The sequence below is a fragment of the Sphingomonas sp. genome (genome assembly GCF_036388435.1).
Taxonomy (GTDB): domain Bacteria; phylum Pseudomonadota; class Alphaproteobacteria; order Sphingomonadales; family Sphingomonadaceae; genus Sphingomonas.
Genome location: NZ_DASVRV010000013.1, coordinates 65,279 through 87,900, shown reverse-complemented (window position 1 = coordinate 87,900; position 22,622 = coordinate 65,279). Strand labels below are relative to the sequence as shown.

At 67.0% G+C, this 22,622-nt stretch carries 26 protein-coding genes; all 26 read right to left on the bottom strand.

What is annotated here, in order from left to right; translation table 11 throughout:
• Window positions 1–81 precede the first annotated feature (81 nt).
• On the bottom strand, window positions 82–336 hold the full coding sequence (locus VF592_RS03720; protein WP_331004257.1) for a spike base protein, RCAP_Rcc01079 family: 255 nt from the start codon (window positions 334–336) through the stop codon (window positions 82–84).
• A 24-nt stretch (window positions 337–360) separates the two neighbouring features.
• Entirely contained in the window at window positions 361–705 is a 345-nt protein-coding gene (locus tag VF592_RS03715) for a hypothetical protein (protein WP_331004256.1), read from the bottom strand.
• Window positions 702–1,214, bottom strand: a complete 513-nt coding sequence (locus VF592_RS03710) for a TIGR02594 family protein (RefSeq protein WP_331004255.1) — start codon at window positions 1,212–1,214, stop codon at window positions 702–704. Before VF592_RS03710 ends, VF592_RS03715 begins: the two co-directional genes overlap by 4 nt.
• A 37-nt stretch (window positions 1,215–1,251) precedes the next feature.
• Window positions 1,252–1,728, bottom strand: a complete 477-nt coding sequence (locus tag VF592_RS03705; protein WP_331004254.1) for a hypothetical protein — start codon at window positions 1,726–1,728, stop codon at window positions 1,252–1,254.
• Entirely contained in the window at window positions 1,725–4,061 is a 2,337-nt protein-coding gene (locus VF592_RS03700; protein ID WP_331004253.1) for a hypothetical protein, read from the bottom strand. Before VF592_RS03700 ends, VF592_RS03705 begins: the two co-directional genes overlap by 4 nt.
• Window positions 4,058–4,468, bottom strand: a complete 411-nt coding sequence (locus tag VF592_RS03695; protein WP_331004252.1) for a hypothetical protein — start codon at window positions 4,466–4,468, stop codon at window positions 4,058–4,060. Before VF592_RS03695 ends, VF592_RS03700 begins: the two co-directional genes overlap by 4 nt.
• A 14-nt stretch (window positions 4,469–4,482) precedes the next feature.
• Window positions 4,483–6,000 (bottom strand): phage tail protein, encoded by a 1,518-nt coding sequence (locus tag VF592_RS03690; RefSeq protein WP_331004251.1) that lies wholly within the window; start codon window positions 5,998–6,000, stop codon window positions 4,483–4,485.
• A gap of 54 nt (window positions 6,001–6,054) precedes the next feature.
• The gene (locus tag VF592_RS03685; protein WP_331004250.1) at window positions 6,055–6,390 is read right to left on the bottom strand and encodes a DUF6950 family protein; all 336 of its coding nucleotides are present in this window, start codon (window positions 6,388–6,390) and stop codon (window positions 6,055–6,057) included.
• On the bottom strand, window positions 6,387–6,962 hold the full coding sequence (locus VF592_RS03680) for a hypothetical protein (RefSeq protein ID WP_331004249.1): 576 nt from the start codon (window positions 6,960–6,962) through the stop codon (window positions 6,387–6,389). The genes VF592_RS03685 and VF592_RS03680 overlap by 4 nt, the downstream gene beginning before the upstream one ends.
• A complete protein-coding gene (locus VF592_RS03675; RefSeq protein ID WP_331004248.1) occupies window positions 6,952–7,632 on the bottom strand; it encodes a hypothetical protein in 681 nt (226 codons plus the stop codon). Before VF592_RS03675 ends, VF592_RS03680 begins: the two co-directional genes overlap by 11 nt.
• A complete protein-coding gene (locus tag VF592_RS03670) occupies window positions 7,625–11,107 on the bottom strand; it encodes a phage tail tape measure protein (RefSeq protein WP_331004247.1) in 3,483 nt (1,160 codons plus the stop codon). Before VF592_RS03670 ends, VF592_RS03675 begins: the two co-directional genes overlap by 8 nt.
• Window positions 11,108–11,355: 248 nt before the next feature.
• On the bottom strand, window positions 11,356–11,976 hold the full coding sequence (locus tag VF592_RS03665; protein WP_331004246.1) for a hypothetical protein: 621 nt from the start codon (window positions 11,974–11,976) through the stop codon (window positions 11,356–11,358).
• Window positions 11,977–12,029: 53 nt separating this feature from the next.
• Window positions 12,030–12,407 carry a hypothetical protein gene (locus tag VF592_RS03660; protein WP_331004245.1) on the bottom strand — a complete coding sequence of 126 codons (378 nt, stop codon included), beginning with the start codon at window positions 12,405–12,407 and terminating at the stop codon, window positions 12,030–12,032.
• 295 nt (window positions 12,408–12,702) lie between these two features.
• Entirely contained in the window at window positions 12,703–13,266 is a 564-nt protein-coding gene (locus VF592_RS03655) for a hypothetical protein (RefSeq protein WP_331004244.1), read from the bottom strand.
• Window positions 13,267–13,306: 40 nt separating this feature from the next.
• Window positions 13,307–13,537, bottom strand: a complete 231-nt coding sequence (locus tag VF592_RS03650) for a hypothetical protein (protein WP_331004243.1) — start codon at window positions 13,535–13,537, stop codon at window positions 13,307–13,309.
• Window positions 13,538–13,596: 59 nt separating this feature from the next.
• Window positions 13,597–13,959 (bottom strand): hypothetical protein, encoded by a 363-nt coding sequence (locus VF592_RS03645; protein ID WP_331004242.1) that lies wholly within the window; start codon window positions 13,957–13,959, stop codon window positions 13,597–13,599.
• Between the two features lies 1 nt (window position 13,960).
• Window positions 13,961–14,395, bottom strand: a complete 435-nt coding sequence (locus tag VF592_RS03640) for a phage tail tube protein (protein WP_331004241.1) — start codon at window positions 14,393–14,395, stop codon at window positions 13,961–13,963.
• 11 nt (window positions 14,396–14,406) lie between these two features.
• Entirely contained in the window at window positions 14,407–14,805 is a 399-nt protein-coding gene (gp17, locus tag VF592_RS03635) for a tail completion protein gp17 (RefSeq protein WP_331004240.1), read from the bottom strand.
• 4 nt (window positions 14,806–14,809) lie between these two features.
• Window positions 14,810–15,244: a hypothetical protein gene (locus tag VF592_RS03630; protein ID WP_331004239.1), complete on the bottom strand. Its 435-nt coding sequence runs from the start codon at window positions 15,242–15,244 to the stop codon at window positions 14,810–14,812.
• A complete protein-coding gene (locus VF592_RS03625) occupies window positions 15,244–15,870 on the bottom strand; it encodes a head-tail joining protein (RefSeq protein WP_331004238.1) in 627 nt (208 codons plus the stop codon). Before VF592_RS03625 ends, VF592_RS03630 begins: the two co-directional genes overlap by 1 nt.
• 89 nt (window positions 15,871–15,959) lie before the next feature.
• Window positions 15,960–16,289, bottom strand: coding sequence for a DUF2190 family protein (locus VF592_RS03620; RefSeq protein ID WP_331004237.1), 330 nt, complete (start codon window positions 16,287–16,289; stop codon window positions 15,960–15,962).
• 12 nt (window positions 16,290–16,301) lie between these two features.
• A complete protein-coding gene (locus VF592_RS03615; protein ID WP_331004236.1) occupies window positions 16,302–16,571 on the bottom strand; it encodes a hypothetical protein in 270 nt (89 codons plus the stop codon).
• Between the two features lie 81 nt (window positions 16,572–16,652).
• The gene (locus VF592_RS03610) at window positions 16,653–18,854 is read right to left on the bottom strand and encodes a prohead protease/major capsid protein fusion protein (RefSeq protein ID WP_331004235.1); all 2,202 of its coding nucleotides are present in this window, start codon (window positions 18,852–18,854) and stop codon (window positions 16,653–16,655) included.
• Window positions 18,855–18,868: 14 nt separating this feature from the next.
• Window positions 18,869–20,371, bottom strand: coding sequence for a phage portal protein (locus tag VF592_RS03605; RefSeq protein ID WP_331004234.1), 1,503 nt, complete (start codon window positions 20,369–20,371; stop codon window positions 18,869–18,871).
• Window positions 20,368–20,583 (bottom strand): phage head-tail joining protein, encoded by a 216-nt coding sequence (locus VF592_RS03600; RefSeq protein ID WP_331004233.1) that lies wholly within the window; start codon window positions 20,581–20,583, stop codon window positions 20,368–20,370. Before VF592_RS03600 ends, VF592_RS03605 begins: the two co-directional genes overlap by 4 nt.
• Window positions 20,583–22,604, bottom strand: a complete 2,022-nt coding sequence (locus VF592_RS03595; RefSeq protein ID WP_331004232.1) for a phage terminase large subunit family protein — start codon at window positions 22,602–22,604, stop codon at window positions 20,583–20,585. The genes VF592_RS03600 and VF592_RS03595 overlap by 1 nt, the downstream gene beginning before the upstream one ends.
• Window positions 22,605–22,622: the final 18 nt, after the last annotated feature.

The following is a 22,622-nucleotide window of genomic DNA, read 5'->3' as shown; positions in this document are numbered from 1 at the left end:
CGGCGACCGGCGGGAGGATCGCTCCTCCCGCCCCGCCCCGGAGCAGGGTAGCGCGCGTCTGTCCGAACCCGAACCCTATCATCAGGAAAGCGCCCAGATGTTGTCGGCCGTGCCACCCGTCAGCACCTTAAGCACACGAAGCGGGTTGTACCCCTGCTGGAGCGGGACGTTGTCGCGCTGCGTACCGTCGGGCTGAACGAGGTTGGCCGTTCCCGCGACGCCGACGAGCAGCGCCTTGGTCACCGTCGGCAGGTCGCCGGGACCTTTCACGACCGGCTGGTAGGTGGCTGCGGGAGAGTCGACGCTGTCGGCGTAGCCGGCGAACTTGTCGGGCATGATATTCCTTTCAGGCGGGGTGAGTCAGGCGGGCGTGACGGGCACGGGATCAGCGTCGTCGTTGACGATCGTCGCTTTGACTGGGCCGGACGGCGTGGCGGCGAGCGCCTCGCGCGCGAGGTCGACCGTCTTGCCCAGATTGACCGACCGGGCCGCGTCCAGGTCCTGCGCGCGCGTGTCCCCTGCCTTGCTGGCATAGTGGTAGGCGATGATGCCGCCCGCGAACCCGGACAGCTGGCCGAGCATGTAGGTCACGAGGTCGCGGTTCGCCTCGGGGATCGGCACGACGAACAGCGCCGCCAGCGCGCCCAGAAAGCCGGTGATCAGCGCGGCGCCGATGACGTTGGCGAACAGCCGCGCCTGCGTCACGCCTCGTTCCTCGACAGCGGAACCCCCGCCCGCGCCGAGAGCTGCACCGGCCCGCCGATCACCGGCTGGCCGATCGGCCACCGGCTGGCGAACAGCCGGTCCTTGGCGATGCGGGTGACGGTCACCGCATCGCCCTGGTTGCCGCCCAGGACGTGATACGCAGCCGCGTCCTCGCCCACATAGAAGCCGACATGCCCCCCGCCCTGGCGCTCGAACACCAGCACCGCGCCGGGCGCGAGCCGGTCGGGGCGCAGCCGCGCACCCCAGGTTGCCCAGCTCTTCGCGCGAACCGCGATCGACACGGGCGCGATCCCGACCTCGTGGAAGCACGTCGCGACGAACAGGCCGCACCAGGGTACGCTGTCCGCGTTGTATGCCATCCCGACGATCTTCGACCCGAGCCGCTTGGCCCAGCCCATGATCGTCGACGAGTTCGCGGACCCGGCCGCCTCGCGCGTGCCGAGCTTCGCCCGCGCGGCCAGGAGCCACGCCGGTTCTTTCGCTGCCATGATGCTTCTCCAATCGGATTTGATCAGCGACGAGTCGCTATTCGTTCGTCCCGCGCATTTTTGAGAGCCCGGCCGCGAGCCGCTGGTCGATGCCGGGGAAGCCGCCGCTGGTCGCCGCGGCGAGCAGCTCCATCGCCTGCGCGAGTGTGGGGTCGTTCGGGTTGTCGGCCCGGACCTTCGCCGCCAGCAGCTGGATCGCTGCGACCGCGTAGACGAGCTTCATCTCGGCCGTGTGGGCGGCCGTGTGGGCGGCATCGACCTTGGTTTCGAGCTCGCTGATCCGCTTGCGTAAATCCTCGATGTCCGCCCGGCGCTGGCCCATGAATAGTTCGACCAGACGGGGCCACACCCGGACTACGCCAGCGGCCAGCGTGATCAGGGCGATGACGACACCCGTCCACACGCCGGCTGCCGTCCAAAAGCCGGTTTCGCTCTTCACGGTGATGGGCGCGTTCTGGGCGACCGTATGCACGGTGTTGGCGACCGCGCGCGCGGCGGGGCTGGCGGTGCTCATGCCGGCACCGTCGAGATCACGCCGGTGTTCGACACCACGTCCCGCCAGCGGCTCCCGTTCTGCGAGGTACGGATCACGCCGTGGCCGGGATCGGTGATCACGAGATGACGATTACCGATCATCACCTGGTCGGCGCCGTCGGTCACGCTCCCGACGCCCAGCGCCACCGAAGACGAGTGCAGCGCCTTGGCGTCCTTGCCGAGCGCAACCGAACTGTCGCCGTGCGCCCATGCTCCCGCACCGAGCGCGGTGTTGTTCAGCCCCGCCGAGGACAGCCGCCCGATCGCGGTGCCGAACGCGCCGCTGGCGTTGGCGTCCGACCCGACCGCCGTGGTGCCGGTCAGGATGGCCCAGGCACGGGCGCCCAAGGCGACCGATAGCTGCCCTGTGGATTTGGCGTTGACGCCGAGCGCGACCCCCTGATCGCCTGCCTCCGCCTGCGCGCCGACAGTTGTACCGTTCAGCCCACCGATGGCCTGGAAGCCCCAGACGGTCGCGTTGGTGCCGTTCGCGCGCGCGCCGCGTCCGCCCGCCGTCGCGTTCGCCGCAGTGAGTGCCACCACGACATCCGCGCCGATCGCCGTGGCGAAGTTGCCCAGGGCCAGCGCGCGCCAGCCATAAGCCGTGCGCTGCTCACCCGTCTCACCGTTCGCCCGCGACCGCGGGCCACCCGACACGCTGCGAAACCCGGCCTCCGAGTCGCCTCCGATCGCAAGGCTTCCCACGGGGCTCATGCGACGGCCGAACAGCACACCGCCCGGATCACGCAGCGTGTCCGCCTGGACGCCCGGAGGCGGCACCGTCGCGGTCAACCGGCCCGGCAGTCCCGCCGTCTCGTTGAAGATGCTGAGCGTGAGGCGGCGCTTGCCCGGCGAGACCGTCAGGTAGAAGGGCGATCGATAGCCCGTGACCGCGACGTTCGGGCTATCGTAAACGACCGACGCGCTCGCGCCATCGGACGCGGCGATGACCAGCCGCCCGCCCCCATAGACGGTGTTCGGTCCCTCGGCGCGGAACGCGACATAGACGATCCCGGTCGCAGGATCGCGGAAGCTGGTATTGGCGAACCCGTTGAGCTGATCGGCGCCCCGGTTCCACTCCCATGCCCAGCGCAGGAACATGTCCGCCGGGTCGGCTGCGCGGTCGAGGATGTAGAGCCCGTTATACTCGCTGTCCGACCCGCACACGATGCCCAGATCGGTGGCAGTGATCGTGGTGGGCGCGGTCGTCATCGGGAAGCCGAGCTTCGTGACCTTGGCCCAGCTCACCCCTTCGTCGAGCGAGTAGTAGATGCCGACGCCCGGCCCATGCCCCTCGCACACGAAGAAGATGCGGCTCCAGCGGTCATAGGCGCAGCCGTGGATATGGCTCTGGCTCGGGCCGGACGCGGGTGCCTGGACGTTGCTGTTCCAGCGCGCGGTCCAGGTCTCCCCGGCATCGGTGCTGATCCATGCATAGGTGGAGTCCGACCAGGTCGCAGGGTTGGTGGAATATTCGCCGACGATGAACCGCGTCCCGTCGCCGTCAGCGCCGAACGACAGGAACGTCGCGCTCCCGCCGCTGTTCGCCTGTTTCTGGGTCCACGTCACGGGGCCGGTGCCCCAGCCGCTCGACTTGTAGATCGCGGCCGGGCCGATGCCGATCACCTCGCCGTCGCTGGTGCGCATCAGCTTCACCGTCCCGCCGGGGACGCCGGGCGCGAACGTGCCGCTCCAATTGTCCTCGTCCCCGACTTCCGCGAAGACGATGTTGCCGCCCATCAGGCCCCAGACCCGGCCGTCGAACACCGCGATCGGCAGCGGCACATTGTCGTTATGCTCGCGCGCGGCGGTCAGGTGCGCGGCGCAGCAGGACGTGCGCGGAGCCTCGCGGATGGCCCGGCCCGGCTCGTCGGGCGCGATGCCGTCCGGGCGGAGAACCCCCGAGCCGTCATCGGGCAGCAGGGAGTCAGGGTCCCAAGCGAACGACCCGCCCAGCCCGTCATCGGCGGCCATCAGGCCCTTGATGATGAGCGAGGCCGTGCCGTCCGGGATCGGCAGCGCGCGAAAGCCTTCGATGGTCGAGCGGATCGGGACGTTGCCCTGCGCCACGACATCGCCCGCGAACCCGGCCACGATGGCGGTCGCGAGGTCGACGGCCTCCATGGCCTCCCCGCGCGCGGCCGCGACCGCATCGAGCGCGTCCGTCATCGCGGTCACGACCGCGGTCGCCTCTGCGCTGGAGATCGTCGCCAGCGCGCGCGAGAGCGCGCTACCCAGCATGGCCGCGAGCGCATCCGCGCCGACGATCTTGAGCACCTTGCGCTCGTTCGAGACGTAGCGAAGCCTGATCATGCCTGGTTGGCTCCGGGGACGAGGAGAAAGGTGCCGGTCATCCATCGCGACTTGGGCAGGCCAGCGGCGTCGATCACGAGGTCATAGGCCAGCTCCAGCGGGCGGCCGGGTTCGAGCCCGTTGCCGGGGTAGGGCAGCAATGCTTCGAGACTGGTCTCGTTGATGCGCAGCTGGAGCGTGTAGGTCGACAGCCCGTCCACCTGCTCGACGAACGCGACCGCGATCCCCTCGGCATTCGGGTTGTCGTTGCGGTTGATGTGGATCAGCGGCTCGCCGGGCGCGTCGGGATAGGCGCGCACCTGCAGGGTGACCCCGGCCGCGCCGAGGTCGAGCCCCGATATCTCGATCAACTCGACATAGGGCTGCCACCGATACGCGATCAGCGTCTCGGCTACCGGATGGATCATGATGGGCCTCGCGGTTAGGGGGCTTGTTCGAGCGCGTTCAGGCGCTCTTCGAGCGTCTTGATCTGGGCAGGGGTGTAGGTGGTCGTGCCGTCGGTGACGCTGCCGGCGGAACCAGCGCTGGCCACGGTGTCCGCGATCGGATCGGCCGGCACGAGGTCGCCCACCTCTCCGACCGCCGCGTACATGCCCGTCGTGAACTCGAACATCTCGGCATTGTGCTCCTCAAGCTGGAGCGCGACCGAGAAGTCTTGGCTCAACCCCCACCCGACGGTCTGGAACACGTAGTTCGACAGGCCGTACCGCGCGGTCGCCAGCTGCACGGTGTCGAGCGTCGAGATGGCGATGCCCATGATATTCATCGGCCAGCTGACCCGGCGTTCGGCCTGGGCTTTGCGCAGGTAGATTTCGAGGATGCGCTGCCCCCGATAGATCGAGGTGACATGCGGCAGATCGTAGGAGGTCTGGCGGATGTCGGTCGCATCGAGCGATCGTGTCGGTACGTCACTGGGTTGGTATAGCGTCGGTTCGATATAGGTGCCGGTCACCTCGTTCGACATCTGGTCGCCAGCCAGAAGGGCGGGAACCGTGATGGGCCCGGCCAGATCGTCCTCCTTGAGGGTCGCGGATGGCGGGACATAATAGCCGGGCCGCAACAGCATCTTCCCGCCGCTATAGGTGAACGCGCCCGCGCAGCAGGTGACGAATGTGTCGCGCACCTCGCTCGGCGCGGCGCCGGTCTGGATGTAGCTGTCGAACTCGTACCGCCGCTCCTGACCGGCTGGCGTGTCGACCATTTCGTCGCAGACGTTCGCCTGGGCCGCGACCCAATCGTCGTCGATCTCGTCGGGATAGGCGCCGAACCCGCCCTCTTCGCGAGCAAGGGCAAGCCAGTCATAGAACACCAGGGCGGCGTTGCGCGTGTAACCCCGCGTGTCGGTGCGCGGATCGAGGATATCGTCCTTGCCCTCCACCTCCGCCGTGATGTTCGGCATCCCCGCTTGCACCACCTCGTCGGACATCTGGAACTTGGCATAGATCAGCGCGGTGCCCTGCCCGCGGTGGCTGGCGGTCCACTTGCCCTGCGTCTCCGCGACGAAGGTCGGGTGGGCCACCTGATCGTCGGTGCCCCGGCTGAACCAAAGCCAGCCCTTGTTCGCATACCGCCCGCTGGTCACCTTCCCAGCGCCGTCCACGGTGACTTCCTCTTCCCCCAGCCACCAGCGCGTGACGCCTTTGCATCGGTGCCCCGCGACGGCGATCACGAAGTAGCGGAACTCCTTGCCGAGCGGATGGAAGAAGATCAGCAGGCCACCGGCCCGTCGTTTCCCGTAGATGATGAAGCTGTTCGAGACCGCCTGACGGAACACCCCCGGCGTGCCGCCCTTCGTGGTCGGAGCCGACGCGCCGAGCGACCTGGCGACCTCCGAGAGCGTGTTCATGATCGCGGCCGAGGGCCCGCCGGTGAACCCGGTGACGAAGTTGCTCAGGCCGCGAAGGGCGCCTTGCGTGCCGTCCGTGATGAAGCCGGTCACCACCCCGTAGGTCGACCGCCAGACGGCTGAAACAACCTTGCCGATGACAGCCTCCTATCTGCCGTTCAGCCGCCAAGCGGCATCGACATATTTCATGCGCACCATGACGCCGCCGAAGAACTCCGCGCGGTCACCCCGGCAGATGCCGATCGCCCAGCCCCGCCGCACGATGTCGCCGCGACCAGCCAGGCGGTACGGGATGGGTTCGCCGTGAACCGCGCCGATCACACCCGACATGTCACGCACGCCGAGCCTGCGCATCATCGCCACCCAATCCCGCGTCGATCGGGGCGAGCGGCCCACCACGTCGCAAATGTCGCGACCCGTCGAACTCAGCACATGCTGCCGCCAGAGATCGCCGCAATGGTGATCCCATCCGGGGTCGTTCACAGCACCGCGTCTTGCTTGGCCTTTGCCCAGAGGATGTTCGCTTCGACCATGCGGCTGACATACTGGAACGCGAGATCGCCGGGGTGGCGGCGCTGCTGCCACCAGTCCGTGAAGCGCTTGATCGCCGGGCGGCGCTGGTCGCGCATCCGGCTTTCGCCTCCCGCGCTGACCGTGATCGTGTCACCGGCGTCGAGTATCTCGTACGTGTCGAGCCGGCCTTTCCAGATGTTCTTGAACCCGACCACCTCCTGATAGGAGGGATCGAGCGCGCCGACGTACAGCTCGTACAGGCACCCCCGCACCGCCTGGTCGGCGATGTCGTCGCGAAACTCGGAAGGGATCTGAAACAAGGTCGCGGTCACCCCGACCGATGAACCGTCCGTGCCTTCCCCGATCGTGTCGATCGAGCCGATGCCGCCGATGGCCGTCCACTCGTTCCCGTCATAGGTGAGCGAGGTATTGCCGGTGACCGCGAACACCGGATCGGGCAGATCGATGTGCAGCCCGAGGAACGGGCGAAGCTCCGGCTTCTCGATCTCGCTCTGGAGCGCGGGGTCAAGGTTACGCGGCACCGAGCTTCTCCACGAAATCCAGCGCATATTCGGACAGCGATCCGACTTCCGTTTCGTTCTGCCCCGCGTCCTCGTTCATCAGCTCGAACCGACCCGTCACCGGCCAGGTCAGCACCGTGTTTGCCGGGATGTCGGCCGAGAGTGGGGGATTGAACCCGACGAGCGCCGCGCCGGTGGCATCGGCCAGGATCGTGCCCGCGCCCGCAAAGGCGCCGCCGGCCGCGAGCGTGGCCGCCATGCTGACGAGGTGCGGGCGCCCGTCGCCGCCGATATAGTCGCCGATGCCCAGCGCCCGCCCGCCGGGCGCGAACCCCGTGACGATCATGCTGGTCGCGCCCTTCGGCGCCCCGGCGCTGCGGAGCGCCGTGGCGCGGTCGACCGGCCCGACCGGCTTGGGGCGGCGCCAGTCGTGAAAGACGGCGATGTTCAACCCGCCGTGGAGATCGGCGATCAAGGAGTCGAGCCGGGCGCCATATCCCCCCTGCTCCCCGCGCCTGACCTCCCCGCCATACCCGCCTCGGAACGTCAGCCGCGCGAGCCAGCGCGGCGCCGACAGGCCGTAGGTCTTCCGGGTGCGCGTGACCGGGCTTTCCTGCCCCCCGACATGGGGCTGGAGGTGGAAGGCGACCCGGTAGGGAACGAGATCGTCGGGCCATGCGATGTCAGCCACGGCGGCGGTCCGCCTCCCTGATAGCCCGCACGGCCGATTGCCGGGCTGCGTCCGCCACGCGGTACACCTCGGAGCGGGTCGCGAGGTCCACGGCGCCGCTGAACTGGATTGTCTGATGGACGGTGGTGCTGCCGCCAGCTCCGTTGTCGTTGCCTGGCCGCCGGATGTCGACCATCTCACCCTTTGTGGCACGGAATGCGACCACGTTACGATCAACTCCCGACATTCCGCCGACCTTGAACGAACCGCCCGTCGCAAAACCGGGCAAGCTGAACGCCGCTGCGGATTGTTCCGCCGACGAAGGGCGAGACGACTCGCCCCCGAGCACCGACCCGATGGCTTTGCCGATCGTATCCAGCGCCCCGCTGCTAGACCCGCTCCGAAGGTCGGAGAACAGGCCAGCGATCAGGTCGGCAAGGCTGTTCAGCGCCTCCTCCATTCCCTTGGCGACACGGTCGCGCCACCAGTTCTTGAACCAGCCCTTCAGGTCACCGTCGAGCGCGGCGCGCACGCCCTCCTTGAACGTGTCGCGGAACACGCCGGTCTGGCGGGCCTTATCCTCCTCGCTCCATTCGGTCTCCGCCTGCTTGCGCGCGGCGCCCGCGCTCATGGCTTTGTCCGCGTTCCGCAGGTCCTCAATCCGCCGCGCGATATCCTCCTCACGCTTGAGGGCCCGGATGCCTTCTTCGCTATCGCCCCGAAGCTCCGCCATGCGAATGGCGCGAGAGCGCGCGTCTCGCTCGAACCATTCGCGACGAATCTGCGCACGGGCCTCATCAATCTCCAGCTGCTGCCGCGCCGAGCGCAACTCCGCTTCCGCAGTGGAAAGTCCATCAGCACGGAACCGAGCAATTCGCTCCTTTATTTCATGCTCACGCTCAAGCGCCTCGACGAGTCCGTGCTCGTTCCTCATGCGCGCGACATCAAGCTGGTGCCCCAGTTCTTGGCGGGCCATCTCCTGACCTTGTGCGTCCAACCGCGCGGCTGCGATCTCCTTCATATCCCGCTGAGCCGCCGCGCGCGCTTGGTCGAGGGTCAGGCCGGTGCGCTGATACGCCTCAATCTGGCGCGACATGTCCAGGCGGTCCTGGATCAGGCGCACGGCTGCGTGGTCGCCGCGCAGTCGGGCGGCTTCGAGCGCGATCTGCTCGCGCAGCTGCTCGCGGTTCTGCCCGTCATATTCGGTATTGCGGCCCTTCTTCTCGCGAACCTTCTTCGCCGCCTTGGGCTGCTCGAAACTGACGTTGCGCGTTCCGGCCGGCGTTGGCGGAGCAACGACTGGCTTGGGAGCGGCCGGCGCTTCGGAACTGTCACCAGCCGCACTCGCGCCCAGGCCCAGTCGCTCCTTCAGCGCAGCATATTTGTCGCCGATCCACTTCGCGGCGTTGCCGATCCAGGTCATCAGCCCGCCGAACTTGTCGACCAGCCAGCCCTTCACGCCCTCGTAGACCGACTTCGCCGCGGAAACGACGCCGGGGAATGCTTCACCGACCGCCGATACCGCGCCCTGAACGATGCCGACGAACAGCGCGCCGATGCTCGCAAACCCATCGACCAGGAACGCCTTCGCGGCCTCGTACATCGCCTGGATTGCGATCGTCGCCTCCGGGAAGATGGCCGTCACGATGTTGACGATCGTCTGACAGGCCGCGTCTACCGCTGCCGCGGCGGCGCTCCAGGCGCTCGCGAAATCGCCGGTCAGCAGCGCGGCGACCGCGGTCACGACCTGCTGCACGACCGCGATCACGCCCGATACCGCCTCTATCGCGACAGCCATCACGGTGACCAGCTCCTGCCCGACCGCCTCGATCACGACCGCTGCGAACGTGTTGAGCACGTCGAGCACGACGCCGATCAGCGCGCCGAGCTTTGAAAGCGCGCCGCCTATCGGTCCATTAACTACGGAGGTAAACAGCGCGCCGAGCTGGTTCAGCAGGTCCCCGAGGCGCCCGCCGAGCGTCTGCTCCGCGATCGTCGACACCGCCTGCAGGCCGGCCGCGATCCCGTCCTTCAGCGAGATCACGGCGGCAATAGCCCAGGTGATTGGCCCACCCAGCCCCAGCAGCAGCCGCCCGATCGCGGCCAGGCCACGGAACAGGCCGAACCGCAGCACGAGCGCGCTGATCTCGCTGGCGAGCGCGGAAATCGGCGAGATGATGAGCGCGGCGATGCGGCCGAGAGTGCCGAAGCCCCGGACCACATGGCCGATGATCAGACCGGCCACGGAGCCGAGCACGAGCGCGAGCGGCCCGAGCGCGGCTGCTACGGCCCCGAACACCACGCCCACCTTCAGCACGGCCGGGCTCGCGCCCGCTATGCTCTCCAGCACGCCCGCGAACGCGGCCTTAACGCGGGTCATCAGCTCGAGCAGCCCGGCCTCGCCGATCGCGATGCGGACACTCTCCCAGGCGTTGGCGATCCGCGTCGTCGCGGCAGCCTCGCCCTCCAGGCGCTTCGCGATTTTGGCCCCGACATCACCGCCCGCGATCTCGCGCTGGAGCTTCTCGATGCCTTCGCGACCCTGGTTCATCAGGCCGATTGCGGTGCGCGCCGCGTCGGCGCCGAAAATCGTTTTCAGGGCGTCTGACTTCGACTTGTCGTTCAGGTTGCCGAGCGCCTTGCGCAGCATGTCCGCCTGCTCGACCAAAGGCTTCATCCGCTTCGTTCGAACATCGAAGAACTCTAACCCGAGCTGGTTCATCGCGAACTCAGCGTCCTTGGACACCGGCACTAAACTCTGAATATACGTCTTGAAGCTGGTTCCCGCGTCGCTGCCGCTGCTGAACTGGGTGCTCGTCGCTGAAATCGCAGTCGCAAAGTCGGCGAAGGAGATGCCCGCCTCTTTCGCAATGCCGCCGCCCTGCGCGACGGCCTGCTGGAAGTCAATGAAGCCGAACTTCGAAGAGTCCAGCGCTCCGACCACATTCTGGACGATAACTGGCAGGTCGGCCGCTGTCTTTTTGAACTGCCCCATAACGTCGGTAACGAGCGAAGTAGCTGGCGCAAGCTGAACTGCGCCCGCCGCCGCCAAGTCTAGCGACGCCTTCAGCGCGCCACCCAAGATGTCTGCGGTCGACACGCCCGCTAGGCCGAGCGCCTCTATTCCATCGGCCGTTTCGGTAGCCCCTTTGCCGACCTTGGGGCCAAGCTCCCGAGCAGCCAACGCCAGCTCTTTCAGCTCCTTGCCGGTGACGCCTTTCAGCGCGGCCTCGACGTTCTTCATCGACTTCTCGAAACCGCTCGCGGTCTTCGCCGAAGTCGCGGCGAGCGCGGCCAGCGGCGCGCTCAGGCCAACGGTGAGCCCCGTTCCGACGGCGCGCGCCCGTCGGGCAACCTCGTCCATCGTGCGCGCGACCAGCTCCAGCGCGCCGCGCAGACCCGTCAGATCACCGCGCGCGCGGCCGATCGCGGGGGACCAGTCGCTGGTGTCGAGTACCAGGACGCCCCGAAGGGCGCCGATCACTGCGTCGCTCATCTTGCTCTCCCATGACAAAGGGCGGCCCGAACCGGACCGCCCTTCCGAGCAGTATTCTTGAGGCTGCTAGGAGCCGGAGTAAACGACCGGCAGGCCGTAGCTGAGCGCCTCGACCATCGCGGCGGCGTAGCTGCGATGGTCGCTGCTGATGACGCTGGCGTCGCCTGCATTAGAAGGCCTTGCCGTACCGCATCCGCTCCTACGTGGTGGTCCGGGTAGTCAGCGGCTTCTTTGCTTGAGCGCCGATCCTAGGCACGCCCCTCAAGCGACTGGCGCCAGTCACCAGCGGGTACGAACTCCATATCCGGGTCTAGTTCGACTGCCAGTGTCGCGGCGATAGCGAAGCCGCGTTTAGCGCCGTAAAACTCCATGTACCGCCTGAGTTGGCTCTTCGCCGCTTTATCAAACTTTCCGAGCTTAACCTCAACCGGACACTCAGAACCGTCCGCGAGCTTCACTAGGATGTCGCAAAGACCCTTACCGCCCTTTGATCGAACAGGAACACTGATACCGTCAATGAACGCAGAGAGATTCGCCCTTATATGCTTTTGCAAGTCCAGCTCGCGGGGGGCAGATCGTGATCTCCCGTCGATAATGTGGACATATGCGGTCACCCATAAGTCCGAGTAGGCTTCGGACCACAGGCCACTTCGCATAACCTCATCCCGCGCTTTTTCTATCTGATCAAGCGCACGATTATAATCCCGATCTTTACACGCGCCATTTATCGCCCGAGCGCATTTCAGAGAGAACCAGCCGAACATTTCGACGAGAAGATGATTGATCTCTGAGCCGCCATCAGCAGGGGGCTGGTCAAATCTCATCCCAGCCGGGGTTAATTCCGGCACGATATAAAGCTTTTCGTTCACCGGACCAACCTCAGCACCCCGTGCCCCTCCCGTGATTCCGGTTAACGCCGCCGTCACACCATGAACCGTGCGATATCGCGCAGCAGCGCCATGATCTCATCGCCCGCGAGCTCCATGCCCAACTCGTCCTGATCGACCAGGAAGCGGATCTGCGACTGCGCCTCCGCCAACGTCCGGGCTGGCGTGTTCGTGATCCGCCGCTGCATCGCGGCCATCTGCGCGTACACCCGCTGCGTCGCATCGTCGCCGTCGGCCTGATCGCACTGGTGGAAGAGGCTCCGATACTCGGCTCGCCATCCGTCGTGACGATTGCCGCCGATCGGGGCGGATGCGTGACCCTGAGCCGCTGCGGGAATGCTGATCGCGAGCGGCGCGGCGATGAACGCACCTAGCAGCGCGCGGCGGGAGGGGGTCGAGGCGGTGGAAGCCATGGCGCGGTCCTTTCGCGTGGTGGTCAGGAGCGGCGGGGCGTTCGTAGCGGCCCGCCGCTCTGTTGTGCTTATTGTGCTACTTGTGCTTGTCTGTCAAGCGACTTGTGTCTGTTGTGCCTTTAGCATAAGCAGCGCTCATGACCGACCTTAGAGACCAGCGTATCCCCATTATGATGACCTCTCGCGAGGTCGCTGCGATCGACGCTTGGAGAGCATCTCAGCCGGGCGTTCCCTCCCGCGCCGAAGCAATCCGCCGCCTTGTAGATAAGGGGCTAACCCCCAGCAGGTAACTTGATCAATCTCGGGACAATTGTTCGCGACCGCGCGCACCAGCACAGGCTGATATCGCAATCTCGCCCGCCTCCGGCTCCATATCCTCAGGGTAGCGCACTTCGCCATTCTGATAGATAAACAGCTTTCGGCCAGTATACCCGCCGAAGCCGTTTTTTGCGTTCACCTCTCCGCAGACCGTGCCAGTCGAAACGTCGTATAGATGCTTGCCGAACTCCGCGCTGTTCGGGTCTCGAAGTAGGTCCTTCACAGCCTTCTCGGCCCGAACTTCTAAGACGAATGAACGATCAAATTGAGATTGTCTGTCCTCATCTGCTGACCGTATGGCGGGCTTAGCCTGCTTATTATCGACAGGCTCGATTTGTTTCGCCGTGTCAGGCATCGAACTCTTTCGCGGCGAGGCCGCAAACACTGAGAACAGCACCATCCAGCCCAGCCCAAGCACTCTGGCCTTTGTCGAGTGGCCTTTGCGAAGGGTAAACCAAGCGAAAATGACCGGCAGGAAGATTATTCCAAAGCCCAGCGGCAAGCTGACTTTACGCCTCCTTGGCGTCGCTAACCCATTCATAGTCGCTTCCCTTTCAGCGGCCTGCTTAGCAACTACCCTTTCAAACTGTCGACTCCCCCTTCCCAGCCACTGCCGACCACATGCGTGCCATCGTCAGCATCGCGTCTGCGCCCATAGGACCCTTCTTCTTCGCTTTCGGCTTGGCGGTCAGGCTCTTGAGCGGCGGCATCCGCCTGGCGCGCTGGAGCGAGGCTATGTGCCAAGCCAGCCAGGCGCGATCGTCATGCGCCGCCAGCGCCCGCCGCGACTTGCCCTCGACGATCAGCGTCATCAGGCGCGGTGTCGAGCGCCAGAACCCGTCCGGGTCGAGGCCGAGCTCGACCCATATGGTCAGCGCCCGCGACCAGTCCCACCCCGCTTCGTCGGCGCGTTTCCCTCCGCGCTCGCGTCGGCGGAAGCTGCCTCGGGGAATGCCGCCTGGAACGCGCGGCCGATGACCTCTGCCGAGGCCTGCGCCCCCAGATCATGGATTAGCCGACCGGCTTCCAAATCCGACATCCCTCCGTGCTTCGCTTCGAGGCCGATGCGAAACACGGAGCGTATCATGCTCGGGCTGGACAGCTTGGTCCCGACATCAGCGACATCCACATCGAGCTCCTGCTCGATCGTGCATAGCGCGTTGAAGTCATAGACAAGCGTCCAGTCGCTCCCGGCCACCTTGAAGCCGACCTCACCCTTGATGCCGTTCGCCATCTCAGTCGGCCGCGCCGCGGACGATCGAACCGCTGACACGTCCGGTCACCTCCATGGTGAGTCGGTCGTTCAGCGGAGCGCTCGGCTGGAGGCCACGGATCAGGAGGTCGAACTCCCAGGTCACACCGTTCGGCCAGGTGAAGCGAAAGCCGCGCGGCTTGCGCGTTCCCTTGGCTTCGAGAAGCAACGTCTCGGTCGCGCCGCCGGGGACATAGTTGACCGTGAAGGTGCATTCGCCCGGATCGGTAAGGCCGCCGATGAACTCCTTCGTGCCGTCGGGCGACTGGAAATGCGTGACCTCGATCTCGTCGTCCATCTGCTGGGGCGGCGTGATCTCGAACGGCTCACCGATTTCGGCATAGGTGGTGCCGGTCGGCGTCGTCTTCATCTCGATGACGATGCCGAGACCGGTCATCGCCTGGCTGTTTCCTGCCATGGGTAGTCTCCTCAGGGTGCGGGGTGGTGCCAGACCATCACGTCGATGGCCGTGCGGAACGTGGTCGCGGGCTGGTCGCGGCTGCTGTCGTGCCGGACATTCAGGATGCGCGCGCTTTCGAAGCCGTCCGCATCGGCGAGCGCGCGGCCGTCGACCGCTTCGATCACCGCATCGCCGATAGCTTCTGCTAGGCCACGGCTGCTCGCCAGACAGTCGATCTGAACGCGCGCGGCGCGCACAGTGTGCGGCCCGGAAAAGGTAAGCGGTCGCGGATCGCTGATGAGGAGCAGAACAACCGCCGGAAGCGGTTCACCTTGCGGCCGCTCGTCTCGGTGGACGTGCGCGTCGACCAAGGCCTGAATGGATGGTGCTGCGCGCAGAATGTCGCGCAGCCGGGCGGTCATCGACATGCGTTCAGCCCTCCGCAGCACGCTTGATCAATCGACCCAGGCCGTCGGCGACTGAAGCGGGCATGTTGGCCACTTCCGCGTCCCAGCTCGGCCGCATGTACGGATGGGGTCGGGTCGCGTCATGTTCCCGGCCGGAGGGCTCGACGCGGGCCGGACGCCCCATCTCGACCTCGTCCGCATATTCGGCAGCCACACTCGGGCCGACATAGGCGGCGATGCCGCGCTCGGCGGGCGCGTCCAAGGCGCGATCGGAGGTAGCGATTTCGCGGCGCAGCTTGCCCGACCGGACCGGCACGATCTGCCGCGCGCCTTCGGCGACCGGCTCAAGCGCAGCCAAGAGGACGGCCATTACCTCCCGGTTGTCGTCCATCGCGCGATCGACTGCCAGCAGGCGCCGGTCCATCTCGCCAAAGCCAGAGATCTTGAAGCCGGTCCGCATCACTCGGCTCTGGCAATGGCGGTGATCTCGACACCAATGCGCAGCCCGATCTCGGCTATCGACTGAATATCAAATACATCCCCACCATCAACCAGGCGGTCTGCCGGCCTGATCGATGCCACGGTCTCGTCCCAGAGCGCAAAAAACGCTGCCGCGCGCCACGCGGTGATCTGATTTCCTGTGGCAGCCTGACCGTCGCTTTCGCGACCGGTCTGATCAACACGAGCGGCCTGAACCGTCGCGATCTCCTGCATGGAGAGATCATGATCGCCGTAGCTGTTTGGGGCGGGCGCGGCGCGAAGGACTGAGACGACACGCTCCAGCTTCGGAACTTCACAGGTCCAGGTCAGGCCCTCGGCGTCGATTTCCGGCGGTGCCGAAACCACGAACGTCGACCCGCTGAACAGAACGGCGTCGCCGATCTGCGGGTTCGGTATCTCGCTTCGACGTATATCAATGAGCCGCCCGCTCACTTCACGGATTGGTCGAACGGTCCCGATCTCGGCGACCCGCTGTCGGCAGATTACCCGGATCGGTGAAGCTGGCCCCGAAACCGACACGTATAGCGCGGCCAACGAACCTGGCGCATGGAATAGGGCATCAAGCGCAGCCTCGAATGGGTCCATGAAGCTGCTCCTGCAAACCGGGCGGCGAGACTGTGATCACGCCGCCCGGCGAGGTTCACCGGGCAAAGGGGGAAGCCCGGTCTACGGGGTCATGTCGGCGAGGCGACCAGTTTGACCGCGACGGTGGCCGCGCCCGAGGCCGCGCCGGCCTGGAAGATGCCGATGAGCTTGTTGCCCGCCGCCACGTTTGTCACGAGGCGCGCGGCGTTGTCCCAAAAGGCGCGGGTCTTGCGCGTGATCGCGACTGCCGCCTTCGGCAGTTCGAATACGCCCGCCGTGACGCCAACGACCGGGGCGCCCGGCGCAGCGTCGGTGGAGGCGACCGCGAACTCGTCGCCGTCGAGAAACCCGTTGCCGATGGCAAGCGCGTATGGGGCGATACAATCCAGGTTGACGCCCGGCTGGATGAAGTTCTTCATCGGGTCTGCTCCTTATTCGGCCGGCGTCGCGCGGTGAGCGCGGATCGCGGCGATGATGTCGGTCTTCTTGGTGGCCTCGCCGAGGTCGATGCCGTCCTGTTCGGCGATCTTCTTCAGATCGGCGACCGACTTGCCGTCGAGGTCGTCGCTCTCGCCGTCGTCTACGTTCTCGGCGTCGCGCTGCTTCTTGGCCTCCCCGTCGCTGACGGGAATGGCGCCTTCGGCTGGATATCGCACCGCGCCGTTGATCACGGCCGGGCCTTTGAGCTTGATGGTTTGCATGTCGGGTCTCCCGGCCAGCGCGCCGCGCCGGTCCGTTGGGGTCAGGGGAACGGCGGCACCGGAGCGCCGCCGCTATGCCGTTCAGGCAGGGGCGGCGCCGGGGTTGCGGTAGAAGCCGCGCCGGTCGACCACGGCCGCGCCAACGTCGAGGCGGGCCTTGTTCTCGACCCCGTCCACGTCGAACCCGACACGGGTTTCCGTGAACAGCTCCTCCTGGCCGTCGAGGTGCGCGAGCACCATCGTGTCGAACGCGTCCGGCGATGCCGACAGCAGCCACTGGTAACCGGTGATGCGCGGATCGACGATGAGCTGGAGGTTGCCCGGATAGGGGTTCACGTCCGCCGTCTTGCCCGCGGCGACCGCGGTCAGGAACGCCTGCGCGGCGACCTTCTGGAGCGGCCCGACGATCAGGAACTCGGGGCGGATGGTGAGGAACCCGCCCTCGTCGTTCTTCTGCTGGAGCATGGCCGTCTCGCCGGCCGAAACCGAGGCGACGGTGATCGCGGTGCCGACCAAGGCCAGATTGCCCGCGGCGACGCTGAACAGCGGCTGGTTATCGCCCATCGTCGGGTTGCCGAGCAGCGTGCCGTAGACGAGATCGGACTCCAGGTCCGCCGCCTTGCGGCCGAACATCGTCGGGATGCGCCCGAACAGGTCCTTGTCATCGTTCACGATCGCCTGGCGGCTGATCGCGATCACGCGGCCATAGGTCTGCAGGCGATAGGTCAGGCCGGTGTCGGTGACCGCGCCCCGCTTGAACTCGCCCATCTCGGGGACGAGCAGCAGCGCCGGGGCATCGCCCAGGCCGACGATCTGGGTCGGCTTGAAGTCGGGCAAGGTGCCGGTCGACACGAACGGACGAAACGTCTGCGGAGCCGCGGCGAACGCCGCGCGGACGCGCCGGTTGGTGGCGTAGGACAGCGCGTTCGCGAAGTCGCTGGTCGTCATCGCGCCGAAGCGCATACCGAGCGCGGCACCCGCGATGTCGAGCCTGCCCATGCCGCGCGTGTCGACGCCGGTTCGGCCCAGGTGGAACCGCGCCAGCTCCATCAGGGTCATCCCCCGGAAGTCGCGCGCGGCGAGGAGGCGCTGGGCGGCCGGGCGCGCGGGGTCGTCGTCGAGCGCGTCGGTCGGGTTCGCGCGAAGGGACACCGCGTCGGAGAGCGCCTGGCGATAGGCGTCTTCGTCCTGACTGTGGCCGGCCGCGCGAGCGTCGATGCTCGGACGCTGCCGGGCCGCGACGAGGTGGTCCCCGATGCGCTGGTGCATGGCGGCCTCGGTCAGGGTGCCTGCCTCGCTGTCGCGGATCAGGTCGTTCGCGAAGGTCGCGCCGAGTTCCTCCGTCCGGGCGCAGAGTTCGAGGATGCGGCTGGCCGCGATCGTCGGGGAGCGCTGCGCGGCCGGCGCGGCGTCGCTGTTCGGCTCCGTACGGCTGGACCCGTCCGGCTCGACGACGACGGTCGTCTGGGACGCGGGCTGCTGGGCGGGCTGGGCCGCTCCACGATTGGCATTCGGGTGAGCGACACCGCCGCCCGGCAGGTTCCGGTTCATATCATCTTCCTCTTCAGTTCCGTGGGCGGGGGTCCCTGTGTTCGACCGAACCACGGCGTTCGGATCAGCGGGAACGGGGACGAGACTGGCTTCGAGCAGCTCCCAGGCGACAGCGCGCCAGGTCTCGTGTTCGTTTTCGTCGGTGGCGGTGATTTGCCACTTTGTGACACGGTAACCGATCGAGATGGCCCGCAACTCGCCGGCCGCGACGCGGGCCTCGACGGCACGACCGGCCTCGGTATCGGAGAAGTGGAGCGTGCCGATCAGCTGCTCGTTTTCGATCCGCACCCCGGAGATGCGGCCGAGCACGGCGCCGAGCTCGTACTGGTTGTGCGTGTCGAGCAGCGGGCAGATGCCGCGCTCGACACGGCCGAGGTCGATCGCCTCGGCGCTGATCTCCAGCTCTTCGGTGAAATAGTAGCGCCGCACCGGCGACCCGGCAGACAGGATCGCCTCGACGGTGCGCGCCTCGGCATTGTAGCTGTCTGGGGTCACGGACAGCGCGCGCGTGCCGCGCCCGCCGGTCTGGGGCTGGCGCCGCTCGGCGGGATCGCCCTGCGGGGCGGGCGCTTCGCGGGTCAGGATGCCGGCGACGGCGGAGCCGAGCAGCACGCCCGCGAGGAGGGCGGCTTTGCGTTTCGACGGCATCGGCGGGAGAGGCGCGGTGACGATCTCGCCATCCGCGCGCGGTCGATCGGCGGCGCGCTGCCGCGCCGGGTTGGGTTCGGTCATCAGCTGCTCCTGGGTTAGGCGTCGGCGCGCGCGCGCCGGATCATCCGCATCATCGCGCGGCCGAGCATGATCTCGGCGGCGCGGTCGTTCGGAACGGCAGCGCCGGTGTCGGTCGAGCCCTCGACGATATCACCCTTGAAGGTGAGGCTCTTGGCCTGTGACTTCGCGCGGCTTGCCGCGATCTGCTCGATCAGCTCGTCTTCGTCATAGCCGCGACCGGCGATGAGGTTGCCGCGGCTTTCGAGCCCGGCTTCCATCTCCAGCACGTCGGCCTCCGCATCGCCCATGCGGTCGATCGACTCGATCGGGGGCGGGGTCCAGGTGATCGGCACGTTCTTCTTCGGAAACTGACCGGTCGACGAACCGAAGCCGTAGAACCAGCCCCAGATCGGATCGAGCGCGATCGGGATGAACGTCAGGTACTGGACGCGGCCGACGGTGCGATTGAACTCAAGCCGACCAGCCTTGTAGCTGGAGAAGTTCACATTCGAGAGGTCGCCGGTCATCTGCTCATAGGTCGTGCCGATGCCGGCCGCCGACGCGAGGAGCGCGATACGCGCAAGGTCAGCGATGCCGCTGCTCCGGGGCGGGTTGGAGAAGACGATCTCCTCACCGGGGTCCAGCGTCTCCACGACGCCGGGCACCAGTTCCTCGACGGGCGGGCGGTCCGAGCCGTGGTCGACCGGCATGCCGATCGACTCGTCCTCGTCCGGGTTCGCGTTCGGCTTGCGGTAGCGAAAGCCGACCAGGCACGCCGAGATGTTGGCCTTCACGACCTCCGCCTCGATCCCTTCGTCCACATCGCCTAGGCGCTTCACGACGCTCTCGAAGATCGAGACGCCCTCGGTCTGGCCGAAAAACTCGGCATGATAGAGGTGGATCACCTCGTCGGCGGGAAAGCGGACCGTCTCGCCGGTCCACCAACGCTGACCCGGCCGGGTACGGTAGAAATGATAGGCGGTAACGCGGCCATCGCCGTCATATTCGATGCCGCTGCTGATCCCCTCGCCGATCTTGCTCACCGCGAGCATGGCTTTGTCGAACGACTGCAGGCGGATCGGAATGCCGCTCGCGCCGGCGACAAGGCGCTTGACGATGAACGTGTCGCCGTCCCGGAACATGCATCGCGCCCACAGTTCCTGGAGACCGTAGAGGTCGAGCCGACCGTTGAAGTCGCAGACCTTGATCCATTCGGCCCAGGCCGCCTTCAGCGACTTCGACCCGCTCGGCACCCCCTTGATGCCCCAGCCGACGACGCTGTTGAGCAGCGCGTTCATCGCCTTCTTCGCGAACGGGTTTTCCGCGACCAGCTTCAGCACGGTCTGGCGACTGACGAAGCGGCCCGGCCGGGCATCGTTTGGATTGCCGGTGTTGATGTTCCAGTCGCGATCAGATCGACGGTTCGCGCGCGTCGCCGCCCGCGGTGGCGCGGACCGCTCCAGCGCCTTTCGGGCGGCCTGACGGCGAAGGCCGGCAGTCGGGTCGACGAAGCCGACGGCGCGGTCGATCCAGTTCACCGGCAACGCGCCACGCGTAGAACGGTCATGCGGCGACGACGCTGCCCGACAGCCGCTCCGTCGGCGAGCGCGCCCTCGATCGCCTTTTCGGCCGCGAGCAGCTGGTCGAGGTTCTGATATTCGGTCGAGCGGCCATCCGCGAACGTCACGCGGCGGATGCCCGACGAGATCGCGGCCCGCACCTTGGTCAGGTCGGCTTCGGTATAGGCCATCACCGCCTCCTGTTCACCCAGCCGCCACCTTTTCGGGCGGCGAAGTTCATGGCCTTCGGCCGCGCGGTCTTCTTCGGCGCTGGCTCGATCCCGCTCGGCGTCTTGGGCGCGGCAGCCTGCGCCGCCTCTGGCGCCGGGGACACCGCCTCCACCACCGCGTTCAGCTTCATGCCCAGATGCATCAGCCCGGCGAGCGCGGCATAGGCGTAGACGCGGCAGTCGAGCGCTTCGTTCGCCTTGCCCTTGGGCAGGTCCCAGACGGTAAAGCGGCGGCCCGCCACGACCTTGGTGATCAGCCGCTCCGCGGTCAGCTGCGTGTACCAGCCGAGATCCCGGCGCCCGTCGAAATGCATATAGCCGGGGCTGGGCTCCTCGATGCCGAGGCGGTTCCTGATCGAGTCCTTGGCGCTGTTCGTGCCGACGATCACCGGCTTGAACTTCTGCCGGTTGGCGGCGCTCGGCTTCACGATCGGCCAGACCGGCGTGCGCTCGCCGTTGCGCGAGCTTTGCCCCTTCACCGCCCACACATGCCGCCCGAGCCGGGCCTTGGCGAATTTGTACACCTGCTGCGTGTGATGGCCGCCCGAGTCGATGCAGGCCGCCTGGACGATGAACTCGCGGCCGTCCGCGCGCTTGAAGGTCCGCTGCAGCTCGCGATCGACCCGCGTCCAGAACTCGTCGGCGGCCGGATCGCCCGGCACGATGATATGGTCGAGCGACCAGCTTTCCTCGCCGTGTCCCCAACCGACGAACTCGATCTCGACCCGGTCATCCTGCGTGTCGAGCCCCGCAGTGATCGTGCCGACGCCCTCGGGCACCTCCCCCGCCCACCGCTCCGCGCGCGCGGCCAGCGTTTCGGCCGCCACGTCCTTCGACGACTGGCGCTGGTGCGGCTTGCCGAGCTGGGTATTGTCGAAGGTGACCCGCTTGTCCGGGTCGCTCTTCGCCGCGATCCACTTCGCCGCGATCTTGGGCGGGGCGTCTTTCGGCCAGGGGCTGAACAGTTTAGACGCGGTGAACGAGGCGTGTTCGTTGTTGATCGCCCACCGGCCGCAGTCCGAACAGGTGGCCCGGTACACCGCCCAGCGATCGGACGCCCACCAGTTCCAGATCAGGTCCACCGCGCTCGGCGCATTGTCGCCGCCGGGCGGGTCCCGCCAGACGCGCTCGTAATCTTCGAGCGGGACGTGCCGCTTGCCGCAGCAGGTGAACGGCTTGGTCTGATGCCAGCGAGTGGTCTGGAGGGCCCGGAGCCGCTGCCCTTCCGACCACCCCGCCCCGCACGCCTCGCAGTGGATCTGCGCGCGCGCGGTCCGATGCTCGCCGGTCTCTTCGTCCGTTTCCCAATGGACGTGGCGGAAGAACTCGAGGAAATTGCGGTGACCGCAGTGCGGGCAGGCGACGGACGCCTGCCGCTGGTCGCCGGCATTGTAACTGTCCTCGATCAGGCTTTCGCCCGAGATCGTCGGCGAGCAGGCGCGGACCGAAAGCCAGTTCGCGAAGGTCGCCATGCGCTCGTCGACGAGATCGAGCGGGTTGCCCTCCTTCGTGATCGGGTATTTGTCGACCTCGTCGCACATGCCGATGCGGATCGGCCGGCGCGCGAGGTTGTCGGGGCTGCCCGCGCCCGCGAGCGCCGCGAACCCGCCGGGGAACGCCTTATAGAGCAGCGTCTCGTCGGCGTTGCGGGACATGCCCGATCCGAAGATCTTCCGCAGCGCCGGGGTTGCCCGGATCAGCGGGGTGATGCGCTCCTTCGAGAACTGCTCGGCCGCGTCCTCTTTCGGCTGCACGATCAGGATCGGGCCGGGGTCGAGATGCGCGAAATAGCCGAACGTGTTTTCGAGCAGCGAGGTCTTCAGCAGCTGCGTACAGACCATCGCCGTGATGATGTGGACGCCCGGCTCGGTGACCGAGAGCATCGGCCCGCGCGCCACCTCGACGGTGCTGGTTCGCCATTTGCCCGATGTCGAGCCCGCCTCCTTTGCGAGCTTTCGTTCGTCATCCGCCCACTGCGCCACGCTGATGCGCGGCGGGGG